The sequence below is a fragment of the Bifidobacterium pseudolongum subsp. pseudolongum DSM 20099 genome (assembly GCF_000771225.1).
In the GTDB taxonomy this organism is placed as follows: Bacteria; Actinomycetota; Actinomycetes; order Actinomycetales; family Bifidobacteriaceae; genus Bifidobacterium; species Bifidobacterium pseudolongum.
Window position 1 is genome coordinate 60,904 of the sequence record NZ_JDTZ01000004.1, and the last position, 23,572, is coordinate 84,475.

Consider the following 23,572-nt stretch of genomic DNA (forward strand, 5'->3'; position numbering starts at 1 on the left):
GCGCGCGCAGCGTGCCTCCCAGTGTACTGAACGCCACCTGTGGCGCCAGATGTCGTCCGCTGGTTGGGCGCCTGTCAGCTATGCAACGCGCCGTCGATGAGCGTGGTGATCAGGTCGGTGTATGCGATGCCGGTGGCCTCCCAGGCCTTGGGATACATGGAGATCGACGTGAACCCGGGCATCGTGTTGATCTCGTTGACAAGCACATCGCCGCCCGGCGTCACAAACGTGTCCACACGGCTCAGGCCGGTGCCGTCGACCGCCAGGAACGCCTTCACCGCCGTCTCGCGCACACGTTCGATCAGCTCGGCGGGAAGATGCGCGGGCACCTCCACATGGCTCGCCTGCGCATCCATGTATTTGCTGTCGAAATCGTAGAACTGGTCGTCGTCCTGGTCCCGGCGGTCGAGCACGATCTCGCCGGGCAGGCTCGCGCGCGGCGCCTCATCGCTGCGCGGGCGCAGCACCGGGCATTCGATCTCACGACCGTCGACGCCCTGCTCCACGATCACACGCCAGTCATGCAGGCTCGCCTCATACACGGCGGCCGCAATCTCCTCCGCGTCACCCACGCGCTCGACCTTCGTCACGCCGAAACTCGATCCGGCGCGCGACGGCTTCACGAACAGCGGGTACTGCAGCCCCGCCTCGTCCACCGCGTCCAGGAATCCCGGCCCATCAGCCGCAAAACGGTCCGACGCATCACACAGGCGGGTGTCCAAGGTGATGCCCGGCGCGACGGAGATGCCGGCGGCCGCAAGCAGCGTCTTCGTGTAATGCTTGTCCATCGAGGCGGCGCTCGCGAGCACGCCGCAACCCACATATGGCACGCCCATCATCTCGAACAGGCCTTGGATCGTGCCATCTTCGCCGTACGGGCCGTGCAGCACCGGCAGCACCACGTCGATGTGGCCGAGCGACTCCAACGTGCCGTCGGCGTTGCGCGCGTAGAACCCGTCACCGCCTTCGCCCATGCTCAGCACGACGCCGCGCGAGCCGACGGTGCGCTCGACCTGCGGCAGGCCCTTGTCGAGCGCCCACTGGCGCGGGTCCTCGCCGTCCACGATCCATTCGCCCTGTTTGGTGATGCCGATCAGCACCGGCTCGAAACGGTCCGTGTCGAGCGCTCGCAGCACGCTCGCCACGGAAATGCAGGAGATCGGGTGTTCGTCGGCCTTACCGCCGTACATGACGGCCACGCGTGTGAGTTGTGCCATAATTCGGTTCGTCCCTTCCAGCAAAAACAGGGTGCTCAATGGCTCCCAGCGTACCGCAAGGCTTGCCTTTCGCCGCGCGCGCAGTCCCCGCGCGCACGCGGCGGACGGCGTCACTCCACCGTCACGTCGGCGGGGAACATCTCCGCGATCATCTGCTTGAACGAGATACCGTCGTCGAGCAGGCGCGTCACCGCCTTGGCGAGCGGCGTGCACACATGGTACTGCTCGCCGAGGGCCACGACGGCGCTCGCCGTGGCGACGCCTTCGGCGACGCCGTTGCTCGCCTTCGTGGCTTCCTCCACGCTCATGCCCTTGCCCAGGTTGTAGCCGAAGGTGTAGTTGCGCGAAAGCGACGAGCCGCATGTGGCGATCAGGTCGCCCACGCCGGCCAGGCCATAGAAGGTCTCGGGCAGGGCGCCCGCCGCCGTGCCGACGTCCTTGATCTCGGTCAAGCCGCGCGTCTCGATCATCGCGGCCGTGTTCTCGCCGAAGCCCGCGCCGTGCGACATGCCCACGGCGAGCGCCACCACATTCTTGAGCGATCCGCACAGTTCCAGACCGATCACGTCGGCGGTGATGAAGGTCTTGAAGTAGTCAGTCGTGCACAGTTTCGCCACGCGGCGCGCCACGTCGATGTCGGTGCAGCCGACCACGGTCGCGGCGGGTTCGCGCGCGGCGATCTGCTTGCTCAGGTTCGGTCCCGAAATCGCCACAAAACGGTCGGTGGGCAGGTCGAGCGCCTCGGTGACCACCTGGTCCATGCGCTTGCCGGTTTTCTGCTCAATGCCCTTCATCAGTGAGACGACCACGGCCTCGTCGGGAATCAGCCCCTTGAATTCCTCGAGCGCCTGGCGTGCGTACTGGGCGGCGATCGCCACGACGACCACCTCGGCATGCGCCACGGCCTCGGCGCGGTCACCGGTCGCGGTCACCGAGTCGGGCAGCTTATCCACGCTCGGCAGGCGAACCGGGTTGCGGTGCTCGGTCTGGATCGCCTTGACGATTTCGGGTTCGATCGCCCACATCATCACATCGTTGCCGGCGTCCGCAAGCACCTGACCGAATGCCGTGCCCCATGCGCCGGCACCCAATACCGTAATATTCGCCATACTCTGCTCCTTTTATCATTCAGCCGTGCCGCCGCGCATACGATGAACGGCGGTGCACTGGCTTCCATTGTTGGCCTTTTTGCGCGGGTCGCGCGTGATTATGCTCTTGGCTGGGCGTGCGTGGGCATATCCGTCACATCGCCTATCCCGCCGCATATCGGGATGCGCTCCCGGTCTTGCGTGAGCGCACGCGCATCCATCTGGTGCAGGTCGGGGAACGGCTCGACTTCGGGCACTTCCTTCATGATCCGGTAGTCGAAGAAGCCCTTCGGCGGCTGTTCGTCGCGGATGTTGGCCATCACATTCTTCATGCGCACGCGGATGCGGCGCGCCAGTTCGTTCGCGTATTCGACCGGCGGCTCCGCGCCCCAGTCATCCATGCCTTCGAGCAGGTCGCTGTAGTCGAGGCGCTCGTCGTAGCACATGACGACGTTCTTGCGCGGCCACGGCCAGAAGTGGTTGATGCTCGCCGCCCCCCATGTGACAGCGCAGTACAGCGGGATCTGCCTGCCGAGCCGGCGCGAGGCCTCGAGCGCGATGAACCCGACGCCGTTCTTCATGCTCATCGGCCATTTCTGCGGGTCGCGCGTCACGGTGCCTTCCGGCCAGATCGTCAGGGGGCGCCCACCGGTCAGGATCGAGATCGATTCCTCTTCGATCTGGCGCGCCTTGCCGCTGCGTCGCGTGACCGGCTGCATGCCCACGGCGCGGAACCATTTGCCGATGATCGGCCATTTGCCCATCTCGGCCTTGGCCATGTAGCGCGGACGGCGCCCCATTTCGAACATCGCGATCATCGGCACGAACACGTCGAATTGCGTCACATGCGTGGCGGCAGTGATGTATGGGCCGTCCACCGGCACGTTCTCGAGCCCCCATGCGCGCGGCCGGCAGCTGGCGCGCAGCACCTTGGCGCAGCCCTCCATCAGGCGCGCGGTGAGCTTGGGGTTCTGTTCGTTGATCTCCTTCTCATTCGGCTCGATGCGCCCGGTCGGGTACGGGCGGGTCGGGTCCACGAGGTCGTATTGCGCCGCGAGCCTGGCGACCTGCGCGTCACTGAGCGGCTTGACCGCGGAGCGCGGCGACGGTTTTCCTTTGGATACCATGCGCTCCATTGTGCCGCACCGCCGGTACACGCCCACCCTTGGACCCCATGTGCAGCAGCACGTCCGTAGACGCGAACGACCCGGCCGTGCATGGCACAGGCCGGGTCGTTCATCGGTTGGTGCGAAGCATCAGTCGATCTGCGCACCGAGCGCGGTGAGCTTGCCGCGGAAGTCGGCGTAGCCGCGGTCGATCAGGCTGATGCCGCGCACGTCGGACGGGCCGTTCGCCGCCAGCGCGGCGATCAAGTGGCTGAAGCCGCCGCGCAGGTCCGGCACGTCGATGTCGCGGCCTTCGAGCGGCGTGGGCCCGAATATCACCGCGGAATGCTTGTAGTTGCGCTGCTGGAAGCGGCACGGCAGCGAGCCGAGGCACTCGCGGTACAGCTGGATCGTGGCGCCCATCTGCGTGAGCGGCTTGGTGAAGCCGAAGCGGTTTTCGTACACCGTCTCGTGCACAATGCTCAGGCCGTTCGCCTGGGTCAGCGCCACGACGAGAGGTTGCTGCCAGTCGGTCATGAAGCCGGGGTGCACGTCGGTCTCGATCGCCACGGGCTTGAGGTCGCCGCCCGGGTGCCAGAAGCGGATGCCCTTGTCGGTGATGTCGAACTCGCCGCCGATCTTGCGGAACACGTTGAGGAACGTCATCATCTCGGGCTGCGTGGCGCCCTTCACGAACACGTCACCGTGCGTGGCGAGCGCGGCCGAAGCCCAGCTCGCCGCCTCGATGCGGTCGGTGAGCGCGGTGTGCGTGTATCCTTTGAGCTCCTTGACGCCTTCGATGCGGAATGTGCGGTCCACATCCACCGAGATGATCGCGCCCATCTTCTGCAGCACGGCCACCAGGTCCATGATCTCGGGTTCGGTGGCGGCGCCGGAAAGCTCGGTCTTGCCGTCGGCGAGCACGGCCGCGAGCAGCGTCTGCTCGGTGGCGCCGACGGACGGGTACGGCAGATGGATCTTCGCGCCGTGCAGGCCGTTGGGGGCGGTGATGTGGATGCCGTCCTTATGCTCCTTGTCCACGTCCGCGCCGAGCTTGCGCAGCGTCTCCAAGTGGAAGTCGATCGGGCGGCCGCCGATGTTGCAGCCGCCGAGCGCGGGGATGAACGCCTCGCCCAAACGGTGCAGCAGCGGTCCGGAGAACAGGATCGGGATACGGCTCGAGCCGGAGAGCGTGTCCACGTCGGCCACGTCGGCGAGCTGCACGTTCTTCGCGTCGATCGTCACAATGCCATCGTCGCCGTTCACGTCCACGTCCACGCCGTGCAGGCGCAGCAGGTCGGAGACCACGTGCACGTCGCGGATCTCGGGCACGTTCTTCAGCACCGACGTGCCGGGCGCCAGCAGCGCCGCCACCATGGCCTTGCTCACGAAGTTCTTGGCGCCGCGCACCTTGATGGTGCCGTTGAGCGGCTTGCCGCCCACAACATGCAGCACGTCATCTGTTGTTTCGACCACGTCTATCCTCTTTCGCCAGTGGTGCACACAATGCGCGGCGCCGGCGCATGGTCCGGTGCCGCGTGTGGGCCGAGTCTGATTGTCTGGTTATCTCTACAGTCGGGCGCGCGGTTTTATTTCCGCGCCGCGTCGCGCCGGCAGTCCGTCCGGCGGCGATGTCAGGCAACCAGTTTGCCATAAGGCATGTAATATGCGTGGCGCGTGTGAGGTGCCGGCGCGCGCCACGGGCGGGCGTCAGGCGCCCTGCTCGGCCACGGCCTTCGCGGCCACCGCGCCCACGTAGTAGACGGGCTGGTCGAAGTTCGGTTGGAACAGGAAGTCCACGTTCGCCAACATGTCGATTGTGAACCCGGCTTGGATGGCCACGCTCACCGTGTTCGCCGCGCCCGAGATGTCCGCGGTCGAGCAGAATTGGGCGCCCTTGACGAGCCGTGTCTGCGGGTCCCAGCTCAGGATCGACGTGACGGGGGCTGTGGAGAGCATGAACGCCGGGCGGTAGTCCTCCACGAGTTCGGTCGAGCGCACGTCCATGCCGCGGCGGTCGGCGCCGGCCTGCGTCAGGCCGCTCGCCGCAAGCGACAGGTCGTAGAGCTGCACGGCGCTCGTGGCCTGCGTGCCCATGTATTTGCGCGTCGGCACGTCGATGTTCTGCCCGATGAGCGTGCCTTGGCGCACGGCGTTCGTGGCGAGCGGAATGTAGTCAAGCTCGCCCGTCGGGTTATAACGCACGGTGGCGCTGTCGCCCGCGGCGTAGACGTATGGCACTGAAGCCTGCATGTAGTCGTTCGTGATGATCGCGCCGTTGCTGAGCGTGTCCACCTGGCCACGGACCAGATCGGTGTTCGGCAGGAACCCGACGGCGAGCACGGCGAACTGCGCGGTGTAAGCGCCACCCGTCGTGGTCACGGTCACCGTGCCGTCGGCGTTGTCGGTGAAGGCGGTCACCTTCTCGCCGAGCGCGAGCGTCACACCGTGCTTGCGGTAGCGCTCCTCCACTTGGTCGGTGATGAGCTTGTCGAAATTGTTGGCGAGCACACGGTCGGCCGCATCGATCAGCGTCGTCTCCACGCCGATTGTGCTGAACTGTTCGGCCAGCTCGGCGCCGATGTAGCCGGCACCGATCACCACAACCGATTTCGCGTCGTGCGCGCGCTCCTTGATCTGCACCGCGTTGTCCCAGTTCTTGCACAGCTGCACGCGGTCGGATTCGATGCCGGGGATCGACGGCACCACTGGGCGCGAACCGGTCGTGACCACGAGCTTGTCGAACCGCAGCGTCTGAGAGTCGCCCATCTCCAAGCTATGGAACTCGAGCGTCTTGCCGGCCACATCAATGTCGGTCACGTCGGTGCGCATGTGCATTGTGGCGCCGAGCTTCTCGAGCTCGGCAGGCGAGGAATAGAACATCTTGCGCGGGTCGGACACATGGTCGCCCACCCACAGCGCGATGCCGCATGAGAGGAACGAAAGCGTGTCGCCGCGTTCGAACACGTGCACGGTCCAATCGGGATGCTCGCGCAGGATCGAAGTGGCGGCGAATGTGCCGGCATGGGTGCAGCCGACGATGGCGACGGTGGTCATGACAACTCCTTACACATATGTGCGCCCCGCCCGCGGTGTGCGGGCGTGGCGTGAGGCGCTTCAACGAATGGCGCCTGCAGCTAGTTGCGATGATAGGCCACCATGCGGCGGTGTGGAGGGTGTTCGCGCTTCGAGGATCGGCTGTGTCGGCTCGTATCTCGCTTACGCGGGTGCCCTAATTCATGGGGTGCCCCCTATGACCCTTGAAAACCCACCGTATATACCCTTGGGGACCATGATTAGGGCACCCGCGTAAGCGAGATACGAAAAAACGGGGCCGAAACATCCGTTGTTTCGGCCCCGATGGGGTTGTTTTGCCCGTGCGTTCGCCCAGGATCAGTCGCCACCCAGATCGAAGGCGGCCTGCTCGTCTTCACGGGAGTAGGTGCGGAAGGCCATCAGGGTCTGGGTGCCGGCCACGCCGTCCACCTTGGCAATCCCCTCGGGAATCACACTCGTCAGGTCCTCGAAGTGGTCGGTGGACACCACGGCCACAAGGTCCACGTCGCCCGCCACCGAATAGACGTCCTGCACGCCGTCGAGTTCGACGATGCGTTTCGCCGCCTCGCTCACCATGTCGCTTTCCGTGGTGATGAGCACAATCGCATCAGCCATGCTGCCTCCTTGTTCGTTACTGGTGGTGCCTCCTATGCTACGACGTGGCCTCAGCGTTCAGCAATCGGGCCGGGCCAGTCGGCCGCCTCGGGTTCGCGGGCGGAGACCACGGGAGCCTCGGGTTCGCGCAGCACCGGGATCGTCTTCGGCTTGAACGGGAAACGTTCGGCGCGCATCTTTTCGTAGGCAGCGATGTCGTCTTCGTGCTGCAGCGTCAGATCGATGTCGTCGTAGCCGTTCATGAGGCGCCAGCGCACATAGTCGTTCACTTCGAACGGCAGCACCACGTCGCCGCACGTCACCGTGCGGTCCTCGAGGTTCACCGTCATCTGGCGGCCCGGCTCCTCTTCGAGCAGCTTCCACAGCAGTTCCACGGATTCCTGCGGCATGATCGCGGCGAGCACGCCGTTCTTGGCGGTGTTGCCATAGAAAATGTCGGCGAAGCGCGGCGCGATGACGACGCGGAAGCCATAGTCGTGCAGCGCCCACACCGCGTGCTCACGCGATGAGCCGATGCCGAAGTCGGGGCCGGCGACCAGGATCTGCCCGTCCGCATACTCGGGTTTGTTGAGCACGAAGTCCGGGTTGCGGCGCCACGCGTAGAACAGCGCGTCATCGAAGCCGGTGCGCGTCACGCGCTTGAGGAACACGGCGGGGATGATCTGGTCGGTGTCTACGTTCGAGCGGCGCAGCGGCACGCCCGTACCGGTGAGAGTGGTGAGTTTTTCCATCGTTGAATCAACATCCTCTGTTCAAAAATCGGTCTGGATAAGCCGGGTTGTGGTCACAGGTCGGCTGGCGTGGAGATTGTGCCGCGCACGGCCGTCGCCGCGGCCACGGCCGGCGAGGCGAGGTGCGTGCGCGAGCCTTTGCCTTGACGGCCTTCGAAATTGCGGTTCGACGTGGAGATCGAGCGCTCGCCCACCACGAGTTTGTCCGGGTTCATGCCCAGGCACATCGAGCAGCCGGCGTTGCGCCATTCCGCGCCGAACTCGGTGAAGATGCGGTCGAGCCCCTCCTCTTCGGCCTGCAGGCGGATGCGCGACGACGCCGGCACCACGAGCACGCGGTGGATCGAATCGGCTTTTTTGCGGCCCTTCATGATTTCGGCGGCGATGCGCAGATCCTCGATGCGGCCGTTCGTGCACGATCCGATGAACACGGTGTCCACGGGGATGTCGCGGATCGGCGTACCCGGCTCGAGTCCCATGTAGTCGAGCGCGCGCTCGGCGGCGGCGCGCTCGGTCGCGTCGGCGAAGTCTTCGGGCGCGGGGATGCTCGCGGAGATCGGCAGACCCTGGCCGGGGTTCGTGCCCCACGTGACGAAGGGTTCGAGGTCTTCGGCGCGCAGCGTCACCTCGGTGTCGAACACGGCGTCGTCGTCGGTCTTGAGCGTCTTCCAGTATTCGACCGCCTGGTCCCACAGTTCGCCCTGCGGCGCATGCGGGCGGCCCTTGAGGTACTCGAAGGTCGTCTCGTCGGGGGCGATCATGCCGGCGCGCGCACCCGCTTCGATGCTCATGTTGCAAATCGTCATGCGCGCGTCCATCGACAGGTTCTCGATGGCCTTGCCGCGGTATTCGAGCACGTGGCCCTGGCCGCCGCCGGTGCCGATCTTCGCGATCACCGCGAGGATGATGTCTTTGGCGCTCACGCCTTCGGGCAGGTCGCCTTCGATGTTGATGGCCATGGTTTTGAACGGCTTGAGGCTCAACGTCTGCGTGGCCATCACATGCTCCACTTCGGAGGTGCCGATGCCGAACGCGAGCGCGCCGAACGCGCCATGGGTCGAGGTGTGTGAGTCGCCGCACACGATCGTCATGCCGGGCTGCGTGAGTCCAAGCATCGGGGCGAACGCGTGCACGATGCCCTGGTCCGCGTCGCCGAGCGGGTGCAGGCGCACGCCGAACTCGCGGCAGTTCTTTTCGAGCGTGCTCAGCTGGGTGGCGCTCGTTTCGTCCGGGTTCGGCCTGTCGATGTCGACTGTGGGCGTGTTGTGGTCTTCGGTGGCGATGAGCTGGTCCACGTGGCGAGGGCTTCGGCCGGCGAGGCGCAGGCCTTCGAACGCCTGCGGGCTCGTCACTTCGTGCATGAGCATCAGGTCGATGTACAGCAGATCGGGAGCACCGTCGTCACCCTTACGCACCAAATGATCAGCCCAGACTTTCTCGGCCAATGTCATTCCCATAGGTGGATCCTCCTCAGAGTATTCAAAGGCGCAGGGGCACGTGTGACCATGCCATTGCCCGGCCCTGCGTTGTTCACGTCCATATAGCGTATGGGTTCATTAGTCAAGACTTCCGCAATATGCCGGTATGTGAGATGCAGAAGTTTGATGGAGAGATATTGCACTGCGCAACCGTTGGAATGACAACGATTTCAACGGTGTAGCAGCACGGTTCCGACACCTAGGACACGAGTTTTAGACGCCTCGCTTTTGCGTTTCAGAATGTGAGATGGCATAATTTAACCATGACTTCAAATACGCTTTCCGCAGAATCCAAACAGCGCACCGCCGCTGAGTCCGCCGCCGCTTCCCCAGCGGAAGCGGCGCAACCCGTCGACAACGAGATCCACTCCGGCGTTGGAGTGCTCGACAAAACGGTTAAGATCCTCGACGCGCTCGAGTCCGGCCCCGCCACGCTCGGCCAACTCGTGACCGCCACGAAGCTCGCACGCCCCACCGCGCACCGTCTGGCGATCGCGCTCGAACGCCACCGCTTCGTGCTGCGCGACCAGCACGGCCGCTTCGTGCTCGGCTCGCGGTTCGCCGAACTCGCCGCCGCCGCAGGCGAAGACCGCCTGCTCGCCGCGGCCGGCCCGATCCTGCAGACCCTGCTCGACCGCACCGGCGAATCCGCGCAGATTTACCGCCGCCAAGGCGAACAGCGCGTGTGCATCGCCGCCGTGGAGCGCGCGAGCGGACTGCGCGACTCGATTCCCGTGGGCGCCATGCTGTCGATGGAAGCCGGTTCCGCCGCGCAGATCCTGCTCGCATGGGAGGATTCCGACCGCTTGCACCAGGGCCTGCGCCACGCGCGCTTCTCGTCCGCGAAGCTTGCCGCCGTGCGCAAGCGCGGCTGGGCCGAGTCGATCAATGAACGTGATGAGGGCGTGTGCTCGATCTCCGCGCCGATCCGCAACGCATCCGGCCAGGTGATCGCCGCGATCTCGATCTCGGGCCCGAGCGGGCGCATGGGCTCGAACCCCGGCCATCGCTATGCCCCGCTCGTCATGGGCGCCGGCAAATACCTGACCGACGCCCTGATTAAGGCCAGCGCCAGCCGCTGACCCGCACGATGCGTGGTAGCCGCGTGCGCGCGCACCACGCACCTCTCAAAGCACTGCCCGTAATGGCCGATTGCCAACGATGGCCGGCGGCTACTTGCCGAGGATGGTTTTGGCGGCGGCATGCACGAAGCGGCTGAAGGCGTTGGGCTTGTGCAGCAGGTGCACGCCTTCGCTTTGCGACTTCGACGCCACCGTCATGCCATACACATACGCCTTCTTGGAGCTCGGCTTGCCCACAAGCTGCCCGAACTCCAGCAGCTGCGTGCGCGGATTGTACGGGTGCCGAATGTCGAATTCGAACAGGCGTGCCGCACGCCGCTCGGGAATCGGCCCATACGACCCGAATCCGCATGTCGGGCTCGCCACCATCGCTAGCCCGCCCGACTGCCCTACGAACGCGTTGCGGTGGTCGTGCCCGGTGGCGATCGCGCAATAGGCGCCGCCATCGGTGAGGATCCCGAATTCGCCACTGTCGTCGTCCGGGCTGCTCACGCCTTCGCCCAGATACCCGCCGGGTTCGGTCGCGCGCTCGTCGAGCACATAGTACTGCCCCGAAAACATGCGGTAGCCTTCCACCGCATGCGCCGCAGTGGATGCGACCGGCTTGAGCAGCCGATAATACTGCGGCAACGCCGTGTGCTGGAACACCACCGACCGCACGCCCTGCCCCAGCTGCGCCGGCACCTGCCGCAGAAAGCGCAACGCGCGCGGGCTCGGCGCGCCGTAGCCGCCGGTCGGCGCATAATCGCCCGAATCCACGAGCACGACTCCCAACACCGTTTCGCCGCGCTCGTTCGCGACCGGCAGCGCGAACGTGCCCGGCTCGCACGCGAACACCGTTTCGCGCGGCAACGCGGCCACGCGATCCGCTACGCACACGGCGCCATCCGCCGGCGGTGCAGGCGGATTGACGCAGCCGTCGAACTCGCGGTAGAGCTCGTCGAGCTGCGCATTGCCCAGCCCGCACTGGAAATCATGATTGCCGTACGTGACCGCCCACGGCACGCCCGCGTCAATGAGCGGCTGCACGCACTGCCCGATCGACGCGCGCACCAGCTGACGCGTGTGCGACAGCGCGAGTTCGCGCCGCTGGGTGAGCACCGGCGTCTTCCAATGCCGCTTGCAATACGTCTCCGCATAGGCGGGGTCATACCCAGCGATCTGATTGCCCGAGAAGATGACGAGGTCGGGCCGCGCGGTCTTGACCGCCGCGGTGATCAGGCGAATTGTATCACTGGAGATGCGCGGACCGTCCTGCACATCGGCCAACTGCAATACACGGAATTTACCCGAACGATGGAACTGCAGGCGCCCCAGACGCGCCGACACAGACAACGGCCGCGGCTGCTCCCCGCGGTCGACCGCATTGCTCTGTTCTCGCTCACTCATAGTTCCCACAGTAATGCACGCGCCCATGCAGTGCACAATCTCCGCGGAAAACAAAAACCCTCGCCGTAGCGAGGGTTCGTTGGCTGGGATGCCTGGACTCGAACCAAGAATGGCTGAACCAGAATCAGCTGTGTTGCCAATTACACCACATCCCAATTTGGCATGCTCACCATCGATGATGGTGAACTCGTACCCCCAACCGGATTTGAACCGGTGTTGGCGCCGTGAGAGGGCGTAGTCCTAGACCGCTAGACGATGGGGGCATCATCTGCTGCTCCGTGAAGCAACAGATAGAAAATATACACATAAGCGCCCATCAGCGCAAATCACGGCGTGTCGGGCGTCATTCCAAGCCTCAGGCGGCCTGAATCTCAGCCAGATGCTCGCGCAGGTTGCGCAGGCGGGCCATCGAAACCGGCTTGCCGACGATCTCCATCGACTCGAAGAGCGGCGGCGAGACGCGGCGGCCGGACATCGCCACACGCACCGGCCCGAACGCCACGCGCGGCTTGTACCCGGCGTCTTCGATCAGAGCCTTGTTGAGCGTCTCATGCAGATTGTCGGTCGTCCACCCAGCCTCGGGCACCGCGTCCAACGCGGCGATCGCGGCGTCGAGCACCTCGCCCGCCGTGGCCTTGAGCTGCTTCTTCGCGTCCTCCTCCGGCGCGATGTACTCGCTCGTCGACAGCAGCGAGCCGACCATGCCCGCGACCTCGCCGAGCAGGCGCACGCGCGGCTGCACGAGCGGCGCGGCGGCGGTGAGCACGCTGCGCTCGCGGTCGGTGAGCTCATCCCAGCGTTCGGCGGAGACGATGCCGTCACGGAACAGGTACGGCACCGAGCGGTTCAGGAAGTCCTGCGGTTCGAGCATGCGGATGTGCTCCGCGTTGATCGAGACCGCCTTGTCGATGTCGAAGCGAGCCGGGTTGGCCTTCACGTCGCGCACGTCGAACGCCTTGACCATCTCGTCCATCGAGAAGATGTCGTTATCGGGCGCGATAGACCATCCCAGCAGCGCCAGGTAGTTGAGCAGGCCCTCCTTGATGAAGCCGTGGTCGCGGTGCAGGAACAGGTTCGACTCCGGGTCGCGCTTGGAGAGTTTCTTGTTGCCCTGGCCCATCACATACGGCATGTGGCCGAACAGCGGCATCTGCTTGGCCACACCCAGTTCCATGAGGTAGCGGTAGAGCACGATCTGGCGCGGGGTGGAGCTCAGCAGGTCCTCGCCGCGCAGCACGACGTTGATGTCCATCAGCGCGTCATCGACCGGATTCGTGAGCGTGTACAGCGGATCGCCGTTCGGGCGCACGATCACATAGTCCGGCACGGAACCGGCCTTGAACGTGATCTCACCGCGGATCAGGTCGTTGAACGTAATGTCTTCGCTGGGCATCTTGATGCGCAGCGCGGGCTGGCGCCCCTCGGCGCGGAACGCGGCTTTCTGCTCCTCGGTCAGGTTGCGGTCGTAGCCGTCGTAACCGAACGCCTTGGGCCGCCCGGCCGCCACATTGCGCGCCTCGATCTCTTCGGGCGTGGAGAACGACTCGTACGCGTAGCCCGCGTCGAGCAGCTGCTGCGCGACCTTCTGGTAGATCGGCCCGCGCTCGGACTGGCGGTACGGGCCGTGCGGGCCGCCCACCTCAATGCCCTCGTCCCAGTCGAGCCCGAGCCACTTGAGCGCATCGATGATCTGGTTGAAGCTCTCTTCGGAGTCGCGCTGCGCGTCGGTGTCTTCGATGCGGAACACGAACGTGCCGCCGGTGTGGCGCGCCTCGGCCCAGTTGAACAGGGCCGTGCGCACCATGCCCACGTGCGGGATGCCCGTGGGCGAGGGGCAGAACCGCACACGCACGTCGTCCGGCAGCTCCGGCTTCACATGCTCGCGCTCCTTCATGTCTTCCACGGAATCTTCGGGTTGGATGATCTTTGCAGCATCGGTGTCAGTCATGCTGTCCATTGTGGCGCGCGAACCGGACGTGCACGCACGCGCGCGATCACGCGCTGATCTCGGTGAGCACGGGAGTCTCGGTGCTCGTCTTGATCTGCTTGAAGCCGAGCAGTGCGATCGCGAGCGAGACGAGCGCGAGCGCGGTGACGACCATGAAGCCGCCGTGCGAGCCGTTGCGGTCGATGAACACGCCGGCGATCGCGGAGCCTGCGGATCCGCCGATCGCGTTCATCGCACCCATCCACGCCATGCCTTCGGTGAAGCGCGTCTGCGGCACGAGGTGCAGCATGAGCTGGTTGCCGTTGATCCACGTGGGCGACTGGCAGACGCCGATGATCAGGTAGATCACCATGATCACCCACAGGTGTTTGGCGAACAGGAACGAGCCGATGCCCAGATTCACCACGGCCAGGCACACGTAGAAGCGCTTCCACAATGGGATCGTCCAGTTCTTCGCGCCGTACAGCAGCGCGCCGGCGAGCGAGCTCACCGAGAAACATGCGAACACGAAGCCCGTGTACTGCTTCATGTTGACTTCGGTGGCGAACGCGACGATCGAGATGCCCGCGGCCGACTGGAATGCGCCCAGGCCGAACCACGTGACGCACACCGCGATGAGGCCTGGGCCCCAGATCGAGTCCTTCTTGCCGCTCATCGCGCGGTCGTAGGCCTCGCGCGCGGCCTGCTGCACGGCCGCGTCGCCGAGCCCTTCGGACTTGGCGCGCACGCGCGCGTCGTCCGCGGCGCTCTGCGCGCGCACCAGTCGCGCCTGCTCGTCTTCGCGCGCGCGGAACTCCTTGCGCGTCAGGCCGGCCTCGCGCGCGAGCTGCGTTTGGCTCGGCGGGCATGTGGTGAACTCGGTGAGGAACATCAGCGCGCCGATGAGCACGCACAGGCCCGTCACGGAGAACGAGAGCACGCCGGAGATGACGGCGAGCGTGGAGGCGAGCGGATTGCCCACGACCCACATCGCCTCGTCGAACACGCCCGAAAGCGAAAGCGCGCGGTTGACGCCTTGGCGGTCGTTGCCCATCAGGTACGTCCAGCGCGCGCGGCTCATCGCGCCCCACGGCGGCACCGCGGCGAGGAAGGGCACGATGCAGTACAGGACCACCGGGTCGACATGCGCGAGCACGCACGAGACGAATGATGTGGCGGCGACCATCCACACGACGATCGTCGGGATGGAGACGGCGCGCTGCCCGAAGCGGTCGACGAGCGTGCCCAGCACGGGGCTCAGCACGGCGCCGGCGATCGCCTGCACGGCGGTCAGCGCGCCGGCGAGTGCGTAATTGCCGTAGTATTGCTGCGTCATGATCGTCATCGTCATGCCGACCATCGGGAACGGCATGCACGCGATGACCGATCCGACGGCAAAACGCGCGGTGTGTGGAATACGGAGAAGTTCGGCGTACCCGCCGAAGATGCGATGGACGACGTCGTGGACGCCGTTGGTGTGATTGGAGGCCATGGTGTGCCGCTCCTTTCTGCTCACGGTGTGTCCCGCGTGCGGTCGTCGCGCCGTTTTGCGTCACGGCTTGATTCCTTCCGCCCACGGCCGGGTTGGGGTGGGATGTTCGTCGATTGACTTGTTGTGGTCGGGGTCGCCGCGCCGGCATGTGCCGCCGCTGGCCCCTCGCCGTCTTCGCGGTCCGTTGCGCGCGCGGACGCTGCCATACGTGCCGCGCACCGCCGCCACTGCGAAGCCGTGCCCGCGCACATGGCCGGTTCGGCGCGCGCCTATGCGCCTGTTCGCCTATGCCGATGTGCGTGCCGGACACGGCCACATTAGTCGCACCCACCGGCGCGACACGCGGTGAAAACGGGCTGCTGCGTGATTTTCGAAAAATATCTCGAATGACTGAACCGCCCACAGGAACGGCGCCTATGCAGTATGCGGCGTGACGGCCTTTCACCTCTCGGCCGGATGCGACCACGGCGAGGCACATGCCGGCCGCCACAACGGCGATGCCGAGCGCCATGAGATGCATGCCGCGCCCACCTGCGGAGGGCAGTGTGACCGTGGCCTTGTGGTTCCCAACGACATGCAATCCCGACGATGTCGTATGGAAATCGGAGTCCGCAGTGTTTTCCCACTGAACCGTGCCGTTGGATTCGATGGTGAAGGTGTATGAACCATTCCCCTTGTGATAGTCCTGAGGCGCTTTCGTTTCCGTCAGCGCATAGGTTCCGGCGGGAAGCCCCACCACCGTGATGTACCCCGAAGCGGGATCGCGATCGGCCTTCTGGGCGTTCCCCTCAGTGGTGTCGTCATCCCTCACTGTCCATGTCTGTTTGGCGCACTGCTCCTCGCCGGACGGCGGGACGGCCTCGGTGGGGCATTGACGGGTGATCTTCCATTCGGATCCCGGCAGGAATGCGCCTCCCTTCACTGCAACGGATCCATTCTCTTGGACCGTCACCTTCGCGGCGTCCACCTTGCCCCAGGAAACCTGGATGGGCGTATCATACACATCGAAACCGGAATAGGTGGCGGCCAGTTCATACCTCGACACATAGTCCTGCAGGGACTTCAACGCGTTCTTGTCCTCGTCGGTGTTCGAGGCGCCGGCGATATAGAAATAATGCGGCGTGGCATCCAGACGATACCCAGCCGGGGCCTTCGATTCCCGCGCCACGTATAGCGTATTGACATTCAGCCTCGCACCTGACGCGCCACTTTCCCCGGGCTTGAACGCAATCTTGCCATTGGAATCCGTGGTATACGCGATTGGCGATTCGCACAATTGAGTCGGTGGTTCGGTATTGATGTTCTCTGTGGGCACCTTGCAGACGCTGAACTCCGCGCCTGGCAGCGCGGCCGTCACATCGGCGCTATCGCGTTTGGTCAGTACAGTGGCGCCTGTAGCACCAGCATCGGCATTCGGTTTGACGATTTGAACGGAACCCTTATGAGTGTACGCACTTTCGGTGCCGCCCTTCAGCCTGACCGTGTTGCCGATCGTACGCTGGACTCCGGGCACACCAGTCACCTGTACGTTGTAATGCAAGCGCAGTGTGGCATTGTTGAGTGTCAGCCGATTCGGATCCCAATCAGGATTATTGCCTAGAGCGTCTCCGTCTATAGTGATTGTCACCCTTGCGGTGCCATTATCATTCCTGCCGAATCGCAAACGCCAATGCTTTCGGTCTACCGTCTGATAATCATTCATGGTCAACGAGAACGAATCGCGCACATATTCCGCATTAGGGGAACCCAACTGGTCTTCAAGAGTCAGGGACTCGCTTGCGGTGAATGGGCGCAGACGCTTCTCCGCCATCGTCTTGGTATCGACCTCGACAGTGTACTTCATCAGGTTGTTGCCCGCGTCATACCCGCCCTTCTTCGGTTTCACGACATCGCCTTTCGCGAGGGTGGTGGTACCGGAAGCCGACCGGCTGTCCAATTCGCCGAATTTGAACTCAATGCGGTTGGTCACCTGTTCCGCGCTGTTCTCCGGGAGATTGGCGTCCGCTTTCGTGATATAAGTGTCGAATTCGAGTACGATGACCGAGTTCCTCTGCGTGGAGATCGTCTTTCCCTTCGGGTTGATTTCCGTCAGGACCATGTCTTCGTTCTTGGGGTCGCCCTCGTATTTCCAATTGGACAACGTTTCATTATTGGGGATGGAGAATCTGATCGTACCGCTGTTCGACGTATCGTATGTAGCGCATGTTGCAGGATCGCCTGAATCAGTTGTGCAGCTCGACTCCTGCGCAATTGTGAACACATGCCATTGTTCGCCCGCCTCGTAGTTGTTGGTGTAGAGGTTCTTCGTGGTCGGCCACGCTTCAACCGTGCTGCCATCCACGGTCACCGGCTTCTTCGGAGGCATCGACACGAACCAGCCGAATACAGGCTTGTCCGTATTCAAATGCCATTTGTCTGAAGGCAGCGTATCCGTGACGGTGATGGTATTGACTCCCGATAGATCCTGAATGCCGCTCATGCCCGGCACTTCGACCTTGTAGGGGCCGTTTTCATTCCAAACCTGGTTTCCGTTGGCGTCCGTCAGCCAATCACAAATCCACCATGATTTCACACCGTTGGATCAGACACGCCAATGCGCTGTCCAGACATCAACCTCATTGCCGGGGTCACTGGGATCCGGCACCGTATCCGATTCGGCCTCATCGTGTCAACTGGCCTCACCATCATGGTTGGCATGCACCATTTTGCCCGCCGCATTACCTTGGTCGAACATGATATCCGTTTGGGGGACTTCGTATCTCGGATTCCCATTCACCATATACCTGAATTTGGCGTAGTTGTGGTACCGGTCAGGAGCACCGTCGCATAACGTGTTGTAGGTGATGCGCAACGGCTTATTGAACGCTCTTTCAGAGTTCTCGAATACGATGCGGAAAGCCGGCGCTCCGTCGTGGTTGCCGTATGAATCCGCGGAATTGCGGTCGCTTTCATGGTACCAGCCCTTGGGGTACTCCGTTCCCATGGGCAGCGGGCGAGCGGCCGGCTTGCCGTTTTCGGCGGTGAGGCCCGCATAGCAGGTATCCGCACGCTTAGGGTCCGTCTCCTTCTCGCACCCTTCACTGGGGTTGTTCCTATCCGCCTCGACCACGGTGCATTTATCCGTGATCGGCGTCCACTTCCCCGGCTCTGTCTCCTCCCCCAGTTTCAGATCGAGGTAATCCCGGATGTACCACATGTGCAGCGTATTGCCATCCGAATTGCCGTGAACCCAGTCCTCGTACAGGAACAAATCGGTGATCTTCTGCCCACCTTTGGGCGGGGTGAAATCGATCTGCCACGGCACCTTATAGACACCGGAGCCGGGAGCGGCCTCCTCCAACACATACCCGTCCTGTTGTGCGGGGGAGCTCTTCGTCAACAGTGTCTCATTGAATCCCGGCTCAACGGGCTGATCCTTCTGCACGCTCGCTTCTTTGCCTGGCCCCGGGGCCGGAGTGCAACCGTTATTCTTGCACTGGATTTCGCCGGTGTTCTTCCATTCCGAAACCTCAATGTTTGCATCCACTTGCGTGGAATACTCTATGACGCATATCTGCTTGACTGCACCATCAGGGAATGTATACGTGAACTGCCTATCAGTCTCCGTATTGACAACACCAAAATCTGACCATGGCTTGTGCTGTGGAATACCCTGGTTCCCCCAGTCATCGAAGCACTTGACGCTCGCGCCGTCCCCTGCATAGTGATGCCCCGGCTGCAAGGTGTCGACGAACTTGTAGTTGCCCAGATTGAATTTGTCATTGGCCATGTTGATCTGCACCGTCCAGTTGATGGTCGTATGCTCATTGTCGTCCCAATTGCCCCATTTATGCCCCACCCAGTTGTAATGTGCCTGGGGAACATTCGGCGTGACACTGCTGGTCTCTTCCTCATGATCCTTCCACTGCCATTTTGCGGTGTTGCCGGCATTGACGTACTGGTGGCCGCTGCCGTTTGGCGTCGCCTTATCGTTGATTTGCGTGGTATAGGTGATGACGTATTCGCCCTTGGGCAAGTATGGAGTCTCGTCCTTTTTGGGAAGGCTGTTCTGCGTCAAGGACACCTTGCGTCCAGCCTCATCCCATGTAAAAGTCGGCGACCATCCATCTGGAACGTCTGTTATATCCACCAGTTCGCCCGACGCGTCCCTCTTCCGCATCGTAAAACCATCCCGCTCGACGCTCAGTCCCTCTTCCCATTCATCGACAAACGTAAAGCCCTCAATATCGCCTTCGGCATTGAGCGTCACGGTGAGGTGGATATCTTATGGTCAATATCGGGCTGTGTGCAGCTTTTCTGCCCGGTGACGCCCCACGGTTCGCGCTGCACAGTAATAGAGGTGCCCGTGCCAGGGAACTCCCATGTCTGCCGAAGCGTTTCTTCGTCTACGTTGGGGATCCAGTTCACATCGAGGCCATACCTGAAATAGAAATTAGTGTTCTTGCCGTTGTTGACAACATAGGCGCGGTCATAGGAGATCTGCAGCTTGGCGTTGTTGCCTTCGCCCGGCACCACTCTCAATGTGGCGACCTTCACACCGTTTTCGTACACCACATGATCCTTGGGCTGGCCATTGTTGCCCTTGGTGTCGTTGATCGACTTGTAATCGATCGGCAACTGGTATTCCCAATCCAACTGGTACTTCAACGGGTCATCTGGATGGCCATTATGGATGGCGTCGTCGGTGATGGTGATGTCGAGGTCGAATTTCAGGTTCGCGTGGGCTGGCAGCGGCTGCGTGACTTCCTGATCATCGACACGCAGCGTCACCGTCGACTTCCCGGGGACGATCTTGTCTGCCGTCAATGGACAGTATGTGGATTGTCACAGGCGGCATCGGATTGCGAGACCGCAGGCGCGTCGTCTTGCGCCACTGCGGTCGTGCCCACCACGGGCAGGAAGATCAAAGAGACAGCGACGGCGAGCGCGACTACAGCACGTTTCCAAGCGCAAACGCGCGTCTTTGATATGCCGACCTTGTCATCGCTCCTGTGCATAATCGCCATCGCTCCGCTCCCGGCATACTCTCCTCACCGTTGTGCCTGCTCCTCGAACATGCCGTATTGCGCCCTGCAATATACGCTCAGAGAGTATATTAGTCAAACGAATATACTTATTTTGCCTCTTTTTGAATACGCTTTCAGAAAATGCTTTGCGCGTCTCGCACGAAAACCTCACTATGCGACATAAACCGCCAAAATAGCGGTGTTTTCTCCACGCTCACGATGCACATTTCATGCAACATGAGAGAATCGGTACAATAGTCATTTCACTTACTCATGCCGATATATTCACCACGGTCCATAACAGACTGGCAACGTTGTCACGGCGTGTCGGCGCCATGCCAGACAACCAGACAGATGGAACGCCGCAATCCACATATTTACCGTCTGCACAGTACGGTAGGAGGCAGCACTTTCCGGACACACGCAACAGTGCGAAGCGTCCGGAGAACCACACGCATCCAAGGAGCGCGCATGACGGCCACCACAATCAACTTCGTACGCCACGGCAAGGTCTACAACCCCAACCATGTGCTGTACGAACGGCTACCCGGATTCCATCTCTCCACATCAGGGCGGCGTATGGCGGAAACCACCGGCCGGTACATCGCGGCAAGCCCACAGCTCAACACCGCGACCGCCGTCTACTCATCGCCCCTCGACCGCACCCGCGAGACGGCGGACGCCATCCTGATCGAGCTGAACGCATTGCGCGCCGAACGCGGGCAGGAACAGCTCGAACTACTCACCGACAAACGACTCATCGAAGCGGGCAATGAATTCCGCGGCAAGCGCATCGGCCACGGCGACGGCGCGCTGTGGAAGCCGGAGAACCTCAAACTCGTGCGCAACCTGTGGCGCCCCACATGGGGCGAAAGCTACCGGTCGATTGCCAGCCGCGTACAGGATTTCGCGCTCGAAAAAGTCGACGAGCATCCCGGCGAGCAGATCATCGTCGTCTCGCACGAATCACCGATCTGGTCATACCGGCACATGCTCGAAACTGGCCACCCCGAGCACAACATGCTGCTGCGCAAGACGGCGCTCGCGTCGGTCACCTCCATCACCTACGACAACGCGACGCACAACGTGCTCGGCATCACATACGCGGATCCCGTCGCGCAGGCCGAGGCCGCGCACGCATGACAACAGACAGTTTTCCAGGAGGCACAACATGAATCGAAATAACAATGTGAGCATCGAACAGATCGCGGCAATGCCCGCTGTACGGCAGGCGGCGCAGACAGGCGAGGAACTCGTGGGACTGTGGCCGCTCACAAGCGCCGCGCACATGGGCAACGACGCCCAGTATGCGGAGAACCTGCAGGTGCGGCTCAGCCGTACATTGGCGCAGGTCATGACGGGCGAGGCGGTCAGCATGCCCGACGCCGAGTTCGTATACGAAGGCGCGGAGTCGATTCCCGGGCGGCCGCAGAGCATTGTTGATGCATTACTCGCGGCGAACGATGCGCTCGACGGGCTGAGCGAACCCGAGACGCCGCAACTGCTCGAAACGGCGCGCACGTTGGGCATCGAGTGGGATGAGCAGACGCAAACGTCCGTGGCGAAGACCGTGGACGGAGCGCTGTCGGCGCAGGGCGGCGGACTGGACGGCAAACCGTTCGCGTGGCGGTTCGCCGCGGTCATCGCGTTGCTTGACGAGCTCATGCATGCCGCGCTGGACCAGACGGAAGCGCAATTGGGTGGCGCAGCGGCTCCGCATAGTGGCGGTGCGCCGACGGACCGCGTGACGGGCGTCGAACAGCTGGCGCTGCCGTTCGTGCCGTTCGCCAATGCGTACGCGGAGGCGATTGGTGTGCCGGGCATGTTTATGACGGCCGAACAATACCACGGCATCGTGGCCGCCTACGCCACGCCGAACGGCAGCACCGACGCCGAAGACAGCGCCGCCGTGCTGGCGCAGGTGCTCGGGCCGCTCGCCGCGGCGGAATGGCGCAAACACCGCGAAGACGTGTTGTGGGATCCGGCCGAGGCGAAGAAGCGCGCCAAGGAAGAGGATGAACGCAAGAACAAAGAGGCCTTGACCGCCAAGTTCGCACACATCAAGGACGACCCCACCAAGCCCGAAGTGGAGCTGTAGAGGCGGAGGGGAGGCTATCTGTGGCTGGGCCCTAGACACCAACAGCCCTCCTTTCCCATTCCCACAACCGCCTGTGACTACCACCTAGACACCCACGGCCGCCTACCCCTACTCCGATGGCAGTCTATGGCTACCTCCTAGATACATCCGTCTTTGTGCAGCGCGCTTGTCGCCATGGGCGGCACCACGCGGCAGGCAAACACCCGGGACACAGGCAGTGGAGACGACTACAGTGAGGAAGGGAGCGCGGCGCAATCCGTGCCGCCGTACGCAAGAACGCAAGGAGCAACCATGCCAGTCATTCACACCCATGTTTCCGTGCCGACCACGCAAGAACAGCGCGACACCCTCAAGAACCTCTTCGGCCAGGCGATCACCGCAGTGCCGGGCAAAACCGAGAATTGGCTCATGTGCCTGTTCGAAGACAATGTGCCGATGTATTTCGCGGGCTCCGACGACACCCCGGTCGCCTACGTCGAGGTGAATGTCTTCGGCACATCCGTCCCGAAGAGCGCATGGGAGAAGCTCACCCCGCAGATCATGGACGCCTTGCAGAACACGCTGGGTGTGCCCGCCGACCACACCTACATCCGCTACACCGGCACTGCCGACTGGGGCTGGAACGGCGGCAATTTCTGATATTCGCCCGCGAGCGCGGACGCAAGAATCCGCGAAGTTGTGCAGAACAAGCGAGGGGTGATCGCAGTATGCCTCGGAATACTACACCCCCCTCGCTTGTGTTCGACTGTTCACGCAGACACCAGCTGCTGCGCACGCTGATGGCTGATCCCCATGGTCTGCCGCTTGCCGCCTTCCATCACGATTTGCGGGTCATCGAACTGGTTTGCCACAACCGAGGCGGGCAGCGGCACATCGTATTCCCGTGCAAGGTGTTTCTCACCGTCCTTGACCACGGCCGCATCCGCAAGATGCACGTTCAGGAAGAATTCGAGATCCGTGTTCGGTACCACATTGGGAACATTCTTCAGCTCTTCGCCAGTGAAACGTCTCCCTCACCTGCGAACCATCATTGTTCGCCACCGTGGCAATCAATCATTGACCGCCATACCGTATCCACACACAGATTAAGCGCTTAATTAACATTGTAGGAAAAATTGCCGCGAAAACAAGTAAAAGCGGTTCATGCATCGATGGTGAAAACGTGTGTAAGCTGAAATTTCAATGATTTTAGCCATCTACCCTAGAATTTCAGTTCTTTTTCAGTTACATGAAGCCTTTAAGGCTGTCATACCCAAGAGACACCGCCATCCCCCCCCCCCCCCCCC

18 protein-coding genes, 2 tRNA genes and 1 pseudogene are annotated in these 23,572 nt (G+C 62.9%); 4 read left to right on the forward strand and 17 right to left on the reverse strand.

Annotated features, from left to right (window positions below):
* Positions 1 to 74: 74 nt before the first annotated feature.
* From OU02_RS04560 to leuC, 8 genes are all read right to left on the reverse strand, one after another.
* Positions 75 to 1,217, reverse strand: a complete 1,143-nt coding sequence (locus tag OU02_RS04560) for a D-alanine--D-alanine ligase family protein (protein ID WP_033489031.1) — start codon at positions 1,215 to 1,217, stop codon at positions 75 to 77.
* Positions 1,218 to 1,327: 110 nt separating this feature from the next.
* Complete coding sequence (locus OU02_RS04565; RefSeq protein ID WP_033489032.1) at positions 1,328 to 2,326, reverse strand: NAD(P)H-dependent glycerol-3-phosphate dehydrogenase; 999 nt, start codon at positions 2,324 to 2,326, stop codon at positions 1,328 to 1,330.
* Between the two features lie 98 nt (positions 2,327 to 2,424).
* A complete protein-coding gene (locus OU02_RS04570) occupies positions 2,425 to 3,432 on the reverse strand; it encodes a lysophospholipid acyltransferase family protein (RefSeq protein ID WP_080720563.1) in 1,008 nt (335 codons plus the stop codon).
* A 129-nt stretch (positions 3,433 to 3,561) separates the two neighbouring features.
* Entirely contained in the window at positions 3,562 to 4,887 is a 1,326-nt protein-coding gene (gene murA, locus OU02_RS04575; RefSeq protein WP_033489033.1) for a UDP-N-acetylglucosamine 1-carboxyvinyltransferase, read from the reverse strand.
* A 234-nt stretch (positions 4,888 to 5,121) separates the two neighbouring features.
* A complete protein-coding gene (locus OU02_RS04580) occupies positions 5,122 to 6,468 on the reverse strand; it encodes an NAD(P)/FAD-dependent oxidoreductase (protein WP_033489034.1) in 1,347 nt (448 codons plus the stop codon).
* Positions 6,469 to 6,804: 336 nt separating this feature from the next.
* Positions 6,805 to 7,083 carry an Lrp/AsnC family transcriptional regulator gene (locus OU02_RS04585; protein ID WP_033489036.1) on the reverse strand — a complete coding sequence of 93 codons (279 nt, stop codon included), beginning with the start codon at positions 7,081 to 7,083 and terminating at the stop codon, positions 6,805 to 6,807.
* Between the two features lie 50 nt (positions 7,084 to 7,133).
* On the reverse strand, positions 7,134 to 7,814 hold the full coding sequence (leuD, locus tag OU02_RS04590; protein ID WP_033489037.1) for a 3-isopropylmalate dehydratase small subunit: 681 nt from the start codon (positions 7,812 to 7,814) through the stop codon (positions 7,134 to 7,136).
* Positions 7,815 to 7,867: 53 nt separating this feature from the next.
* Positions 7,868 to 9,271 (reverse strand): 3-isopropylmalate dehydratase large subunit, encoded by a 1,404-nt coding sequence (gene leuC / locus OU02_RS04595; RefSeq protein WP_033489038.1) that lies wholly within the window; start codon positions 9,269 to 9,271, stop codon positions 7,868 to 7,870.
* 284 nt (positions 9,272 to 9,555) lie between these two features.
* On the opposite strand from leuC, the gene OU02_RS04600 reads away from it, so the two are divergent.
* Positions 9,556 to 10,374 carry an IclR family transcriptional regulator gene (locus tag OU02_RS04600; RefSeq protein ID WP_033489040.1) on the forward strand — a complete coding sequence of 273 codons (819 nt, stop codon included), beginning with the start codon at positions 9,556 to 9,558 and terminating at the stop codon, positions 10,372 to 10,374.
* Between the two features lie 90 nt (positions 10,375 to 10,464).
* Here the strand turns inward: OU02_RS04600 and OU02_RS04605 are convergent, their stop codons facing one another.
* From OU02_RS04605 to OU02_RS04640, 8 genes and pseudogenes are all read right to left on the reverse strand, one after another.
* Positions 10,465 to 11,763 (reverse strand): metallophosphoesterase family protein, encoded by a 1,299-nt coding sequence (locus OU02_RS04605; protein WP_033489042.1) that lies wholly within the window; start codon positions 11,761 to 11,763, stop codon positions 10,465 to 10,467.
* A gap of 80 nt (positions 11,764 to 11,843) precedes the next feature.
* Positions 11,844 to 11,918 (reverse strand) — tRNA-Gln (locus OU02_RS04610).
* A gap of 35 nt (positions 11,919 to 11,953) precedes the next feature.
* Positions 11,954 to 12,026: transfer RNA gene (locus tag OU02_RS04615), tRNA-Glu, on the reverse strand.
* A gap of 92 nt (positions 12,027 to 12,118) precedes the next feature.
* Positions 12,119 to 13,657 carry a glutamate--tRNA ligase gene (gltX, locus tag OU02_RS04620; protein ID WP_033489084.1) on the reverse strand — a complete coding sequence of 513 codons (1,539 nt, stop codon included), beginning with the start codon at positions 13,655 to 13,657 and terminating at the stop codon, positions 12,119 to 12,121.
* A gap of 100 nt (positions 13,658 to 13,757) precedes the next feature.
* A complete protein-coding gene (locus OU02_RS04625) occupies positions 13,758 to 15,182 on the reverse strand; it encodes an MFS transporter (RefSeq protein ID WP_033489043.1) in 1,425 nt (474 codons plus the stop codon).
* Positions 15,183 to 15,807: 625 nt separating this feature from the next.
* Positions 15,808 to 17,661: pseudogene (locus tag OU02_RS09210) on the reverse strand (SpaA isopeptide-forming pilin-related protein); the annotation flags it as partial.
* Positions 17,662 to 17,850: 189 nt separating this feature from the next.
* Positions 17,851 to 19,431, reverse strand: a complete 1,581-nt coding sequence (locus tag OU02_RS04635) for a collagen binding domain-containing protein (protein ID WP_033489046.1) — start codon at positions 19,429 to 19,431, stop codon at positions 17,851 to 17,853.
* A complete protein-coding gene (locus tag OU02_RS04640; protein WP_152593142.1) occupies positions 19,428 to 19,988 on the reverse strand; it encodes a hypothetical protein in 561 nt (186 codons plus the stop codon). Before OU02_RS04640 ends, OU02_RS04635 begins: the two co-directional genes overlap by 4 nt.
* A 671-nt stretch (positions 19,989 to 20,659) precedes the next feature.
* Here OU02_RS04640 and OU02_RS04650 point away from each other — a divergent pair.
* From OU02_RS04650 to OU02_RS04660, 3 genes are all read left to right on the forward strand, one after another.
* Complete coding sequence (locus OU02_RS04650) at positions 20,660 to 21,331, forward strand: histidine phosphatase family protein (RefSeq protein WP_033489052.1); 672 nt, start codon at positions 20,660 to 20,662, stop codon at positions 21,329 to 21,331.
* Positions 21,332 to 21,359: 28 nt separating this feature from the next.
* Positions 21,360 to 22,286: a hypothetical protein gene (locus OU02_RS04655; protein ID WP_033489054.1), complete on the forward strand. Its 927-nt coding sequence runs from the start codon at positions 21,360 to 21,362 to the stop codon at positions 22,284 to 22,286.
* 291 nt (positions 22,287 to 22,577) lie between these two features.
* Positions 22,578 to 22,925: a phenylpyruvate tautomerase MIF-related protein gene (locus OU02_RS04660; RefSeq protein ID WP_033489056.1), complete on the forward strand. Its 348-nt coding sequence runs from the start codon at positions 22,578 to 22,580 to the stop codon at positions 22,923 to 22,925.
* A 110-nt stretch (positions 22,926 to 23,035) separates the two neighbouring features.
* On the opposite strand, the gene OU02_RS04665 is transcribed toward OU02_RS04660, so the two are convergent.
* The gene (locus OU02_RS04665) at positions 23,036 to 23,257 is read right to left on the reverse strand and encodes a hypothetical protein (protein ID WP_033489058.1); all 222 of its coding nucleotides are present in this window, start codon (positions 23,255 to 23,257) and stop codon (positions 23,036 to 23,038) included.
* Positions 23,258 to 23,572: the final 315 nt, after the last annotated feature.

What these genes read in the sequence shown, in the direction of transcription:
- OU02_RS04560 (WP_033489031.1), bottom strand. Translation starts at nt 1,217, where the DNA reads ATGGCACAACTCACACGCGTGGCCGTCATGTACGGCGGTAAGGCCGAC.
- OU02_RS04565 (WP_033489032.1), bottom strand. Translation starts at nt 2,326, where the DNA reads ATGGCGAATATTACGGTATTGGGTGCCGGCGCATGGGGCACGGCATTC.
- OU02_RS04570 (WP_080720563.1), bottom strand. Translation starts at nt 3,432, where the DNA reads ATGGTATCCAAAGGAAAACCGTCGCCGCGCTCCGCGGTCAAGCCGCTC.
- OU02_RS04580 (WP_033489034.1), bottom strand. Translation starts at nt 6,468, where the DNA reads ATGACCACCGTCGCCATCGTCGGCTGCACCCATGCCGGCACATTCGCC.
- OU02_RS04585 (WP_033489036.1), bottom strand. Translation starts at nt 7,083, where the DNA reads ATGGCTGATGCGATTGTGCTCATCACCACGGAAAGCGACATGGTGAGC.
- leuD (WP_033489037.1), bottom strand. Translation starts at nt 7,814, where the DNA reads ATGGAAAAACTCACCACTCTCACCGGTACGGGCGTGCCGCTGCGCCGC.
- leuC (WP_033489038.1), bottom strand. Translation starts at nt 9,271, where the DNA reads ATGGGAATGACATTGGCCGAGAAAGTCTGGGCTGATCATTTGGTGCGT.
- OU02_RS04600 (WP_033489040.1), top strand. Translation starts at nt 9,556, where the DNA reads ATGACTTCAAATACGCTTTCCGCAGAATCCAAACAGCGCACCGCCGCT.
- OU02_RS04605 (WP_033489042.1), bottom strand. Translation starts at nt 11,763, where the DNA reads ATGAGTGAGCGAGAACAGAGCAATGCGGTCGACCGCGGGGAGCAGCCG.
- gltX (WP_033489084.1), bottom strand. Translation starts at nt 13,657, where the DNA reads ATGAAGGAGCGCGAGCATGTGAAGCCGGAGCTGCCGGACGACGTGCGT.
- OU02_RS04625 (WP_033489043.1), bottom strand. Translation starts at nt 15,182, where the DNA reads ATGGCCTCCAATCACACCAACGGCGTCCACGACGTCGTCCATCGCATC.
- OU02_RS04650 (WP_033489052.1), top strand. Translation starts at nt 20,660, where the DNA reads ATGACGGCCACCACAATCAACTTCGTACGCCACGGCAAGGTCTACAAC.
- OU02_RS04655 (WP_033489054.1), top strand. Translation starts at nt 21,360, where the DNA reads ATGAATCGAAATAACAATGTGAGCATCGAACAGATCGCGGCAATGCCC.
- OU02_RS04660 (WP_033489056.1), top strand. Translation starts at nt 22,578, where the DNA reads ATGCCAGTCATTCACACCCATGTTTCCGTGCCGACCACGCAAGAACAG.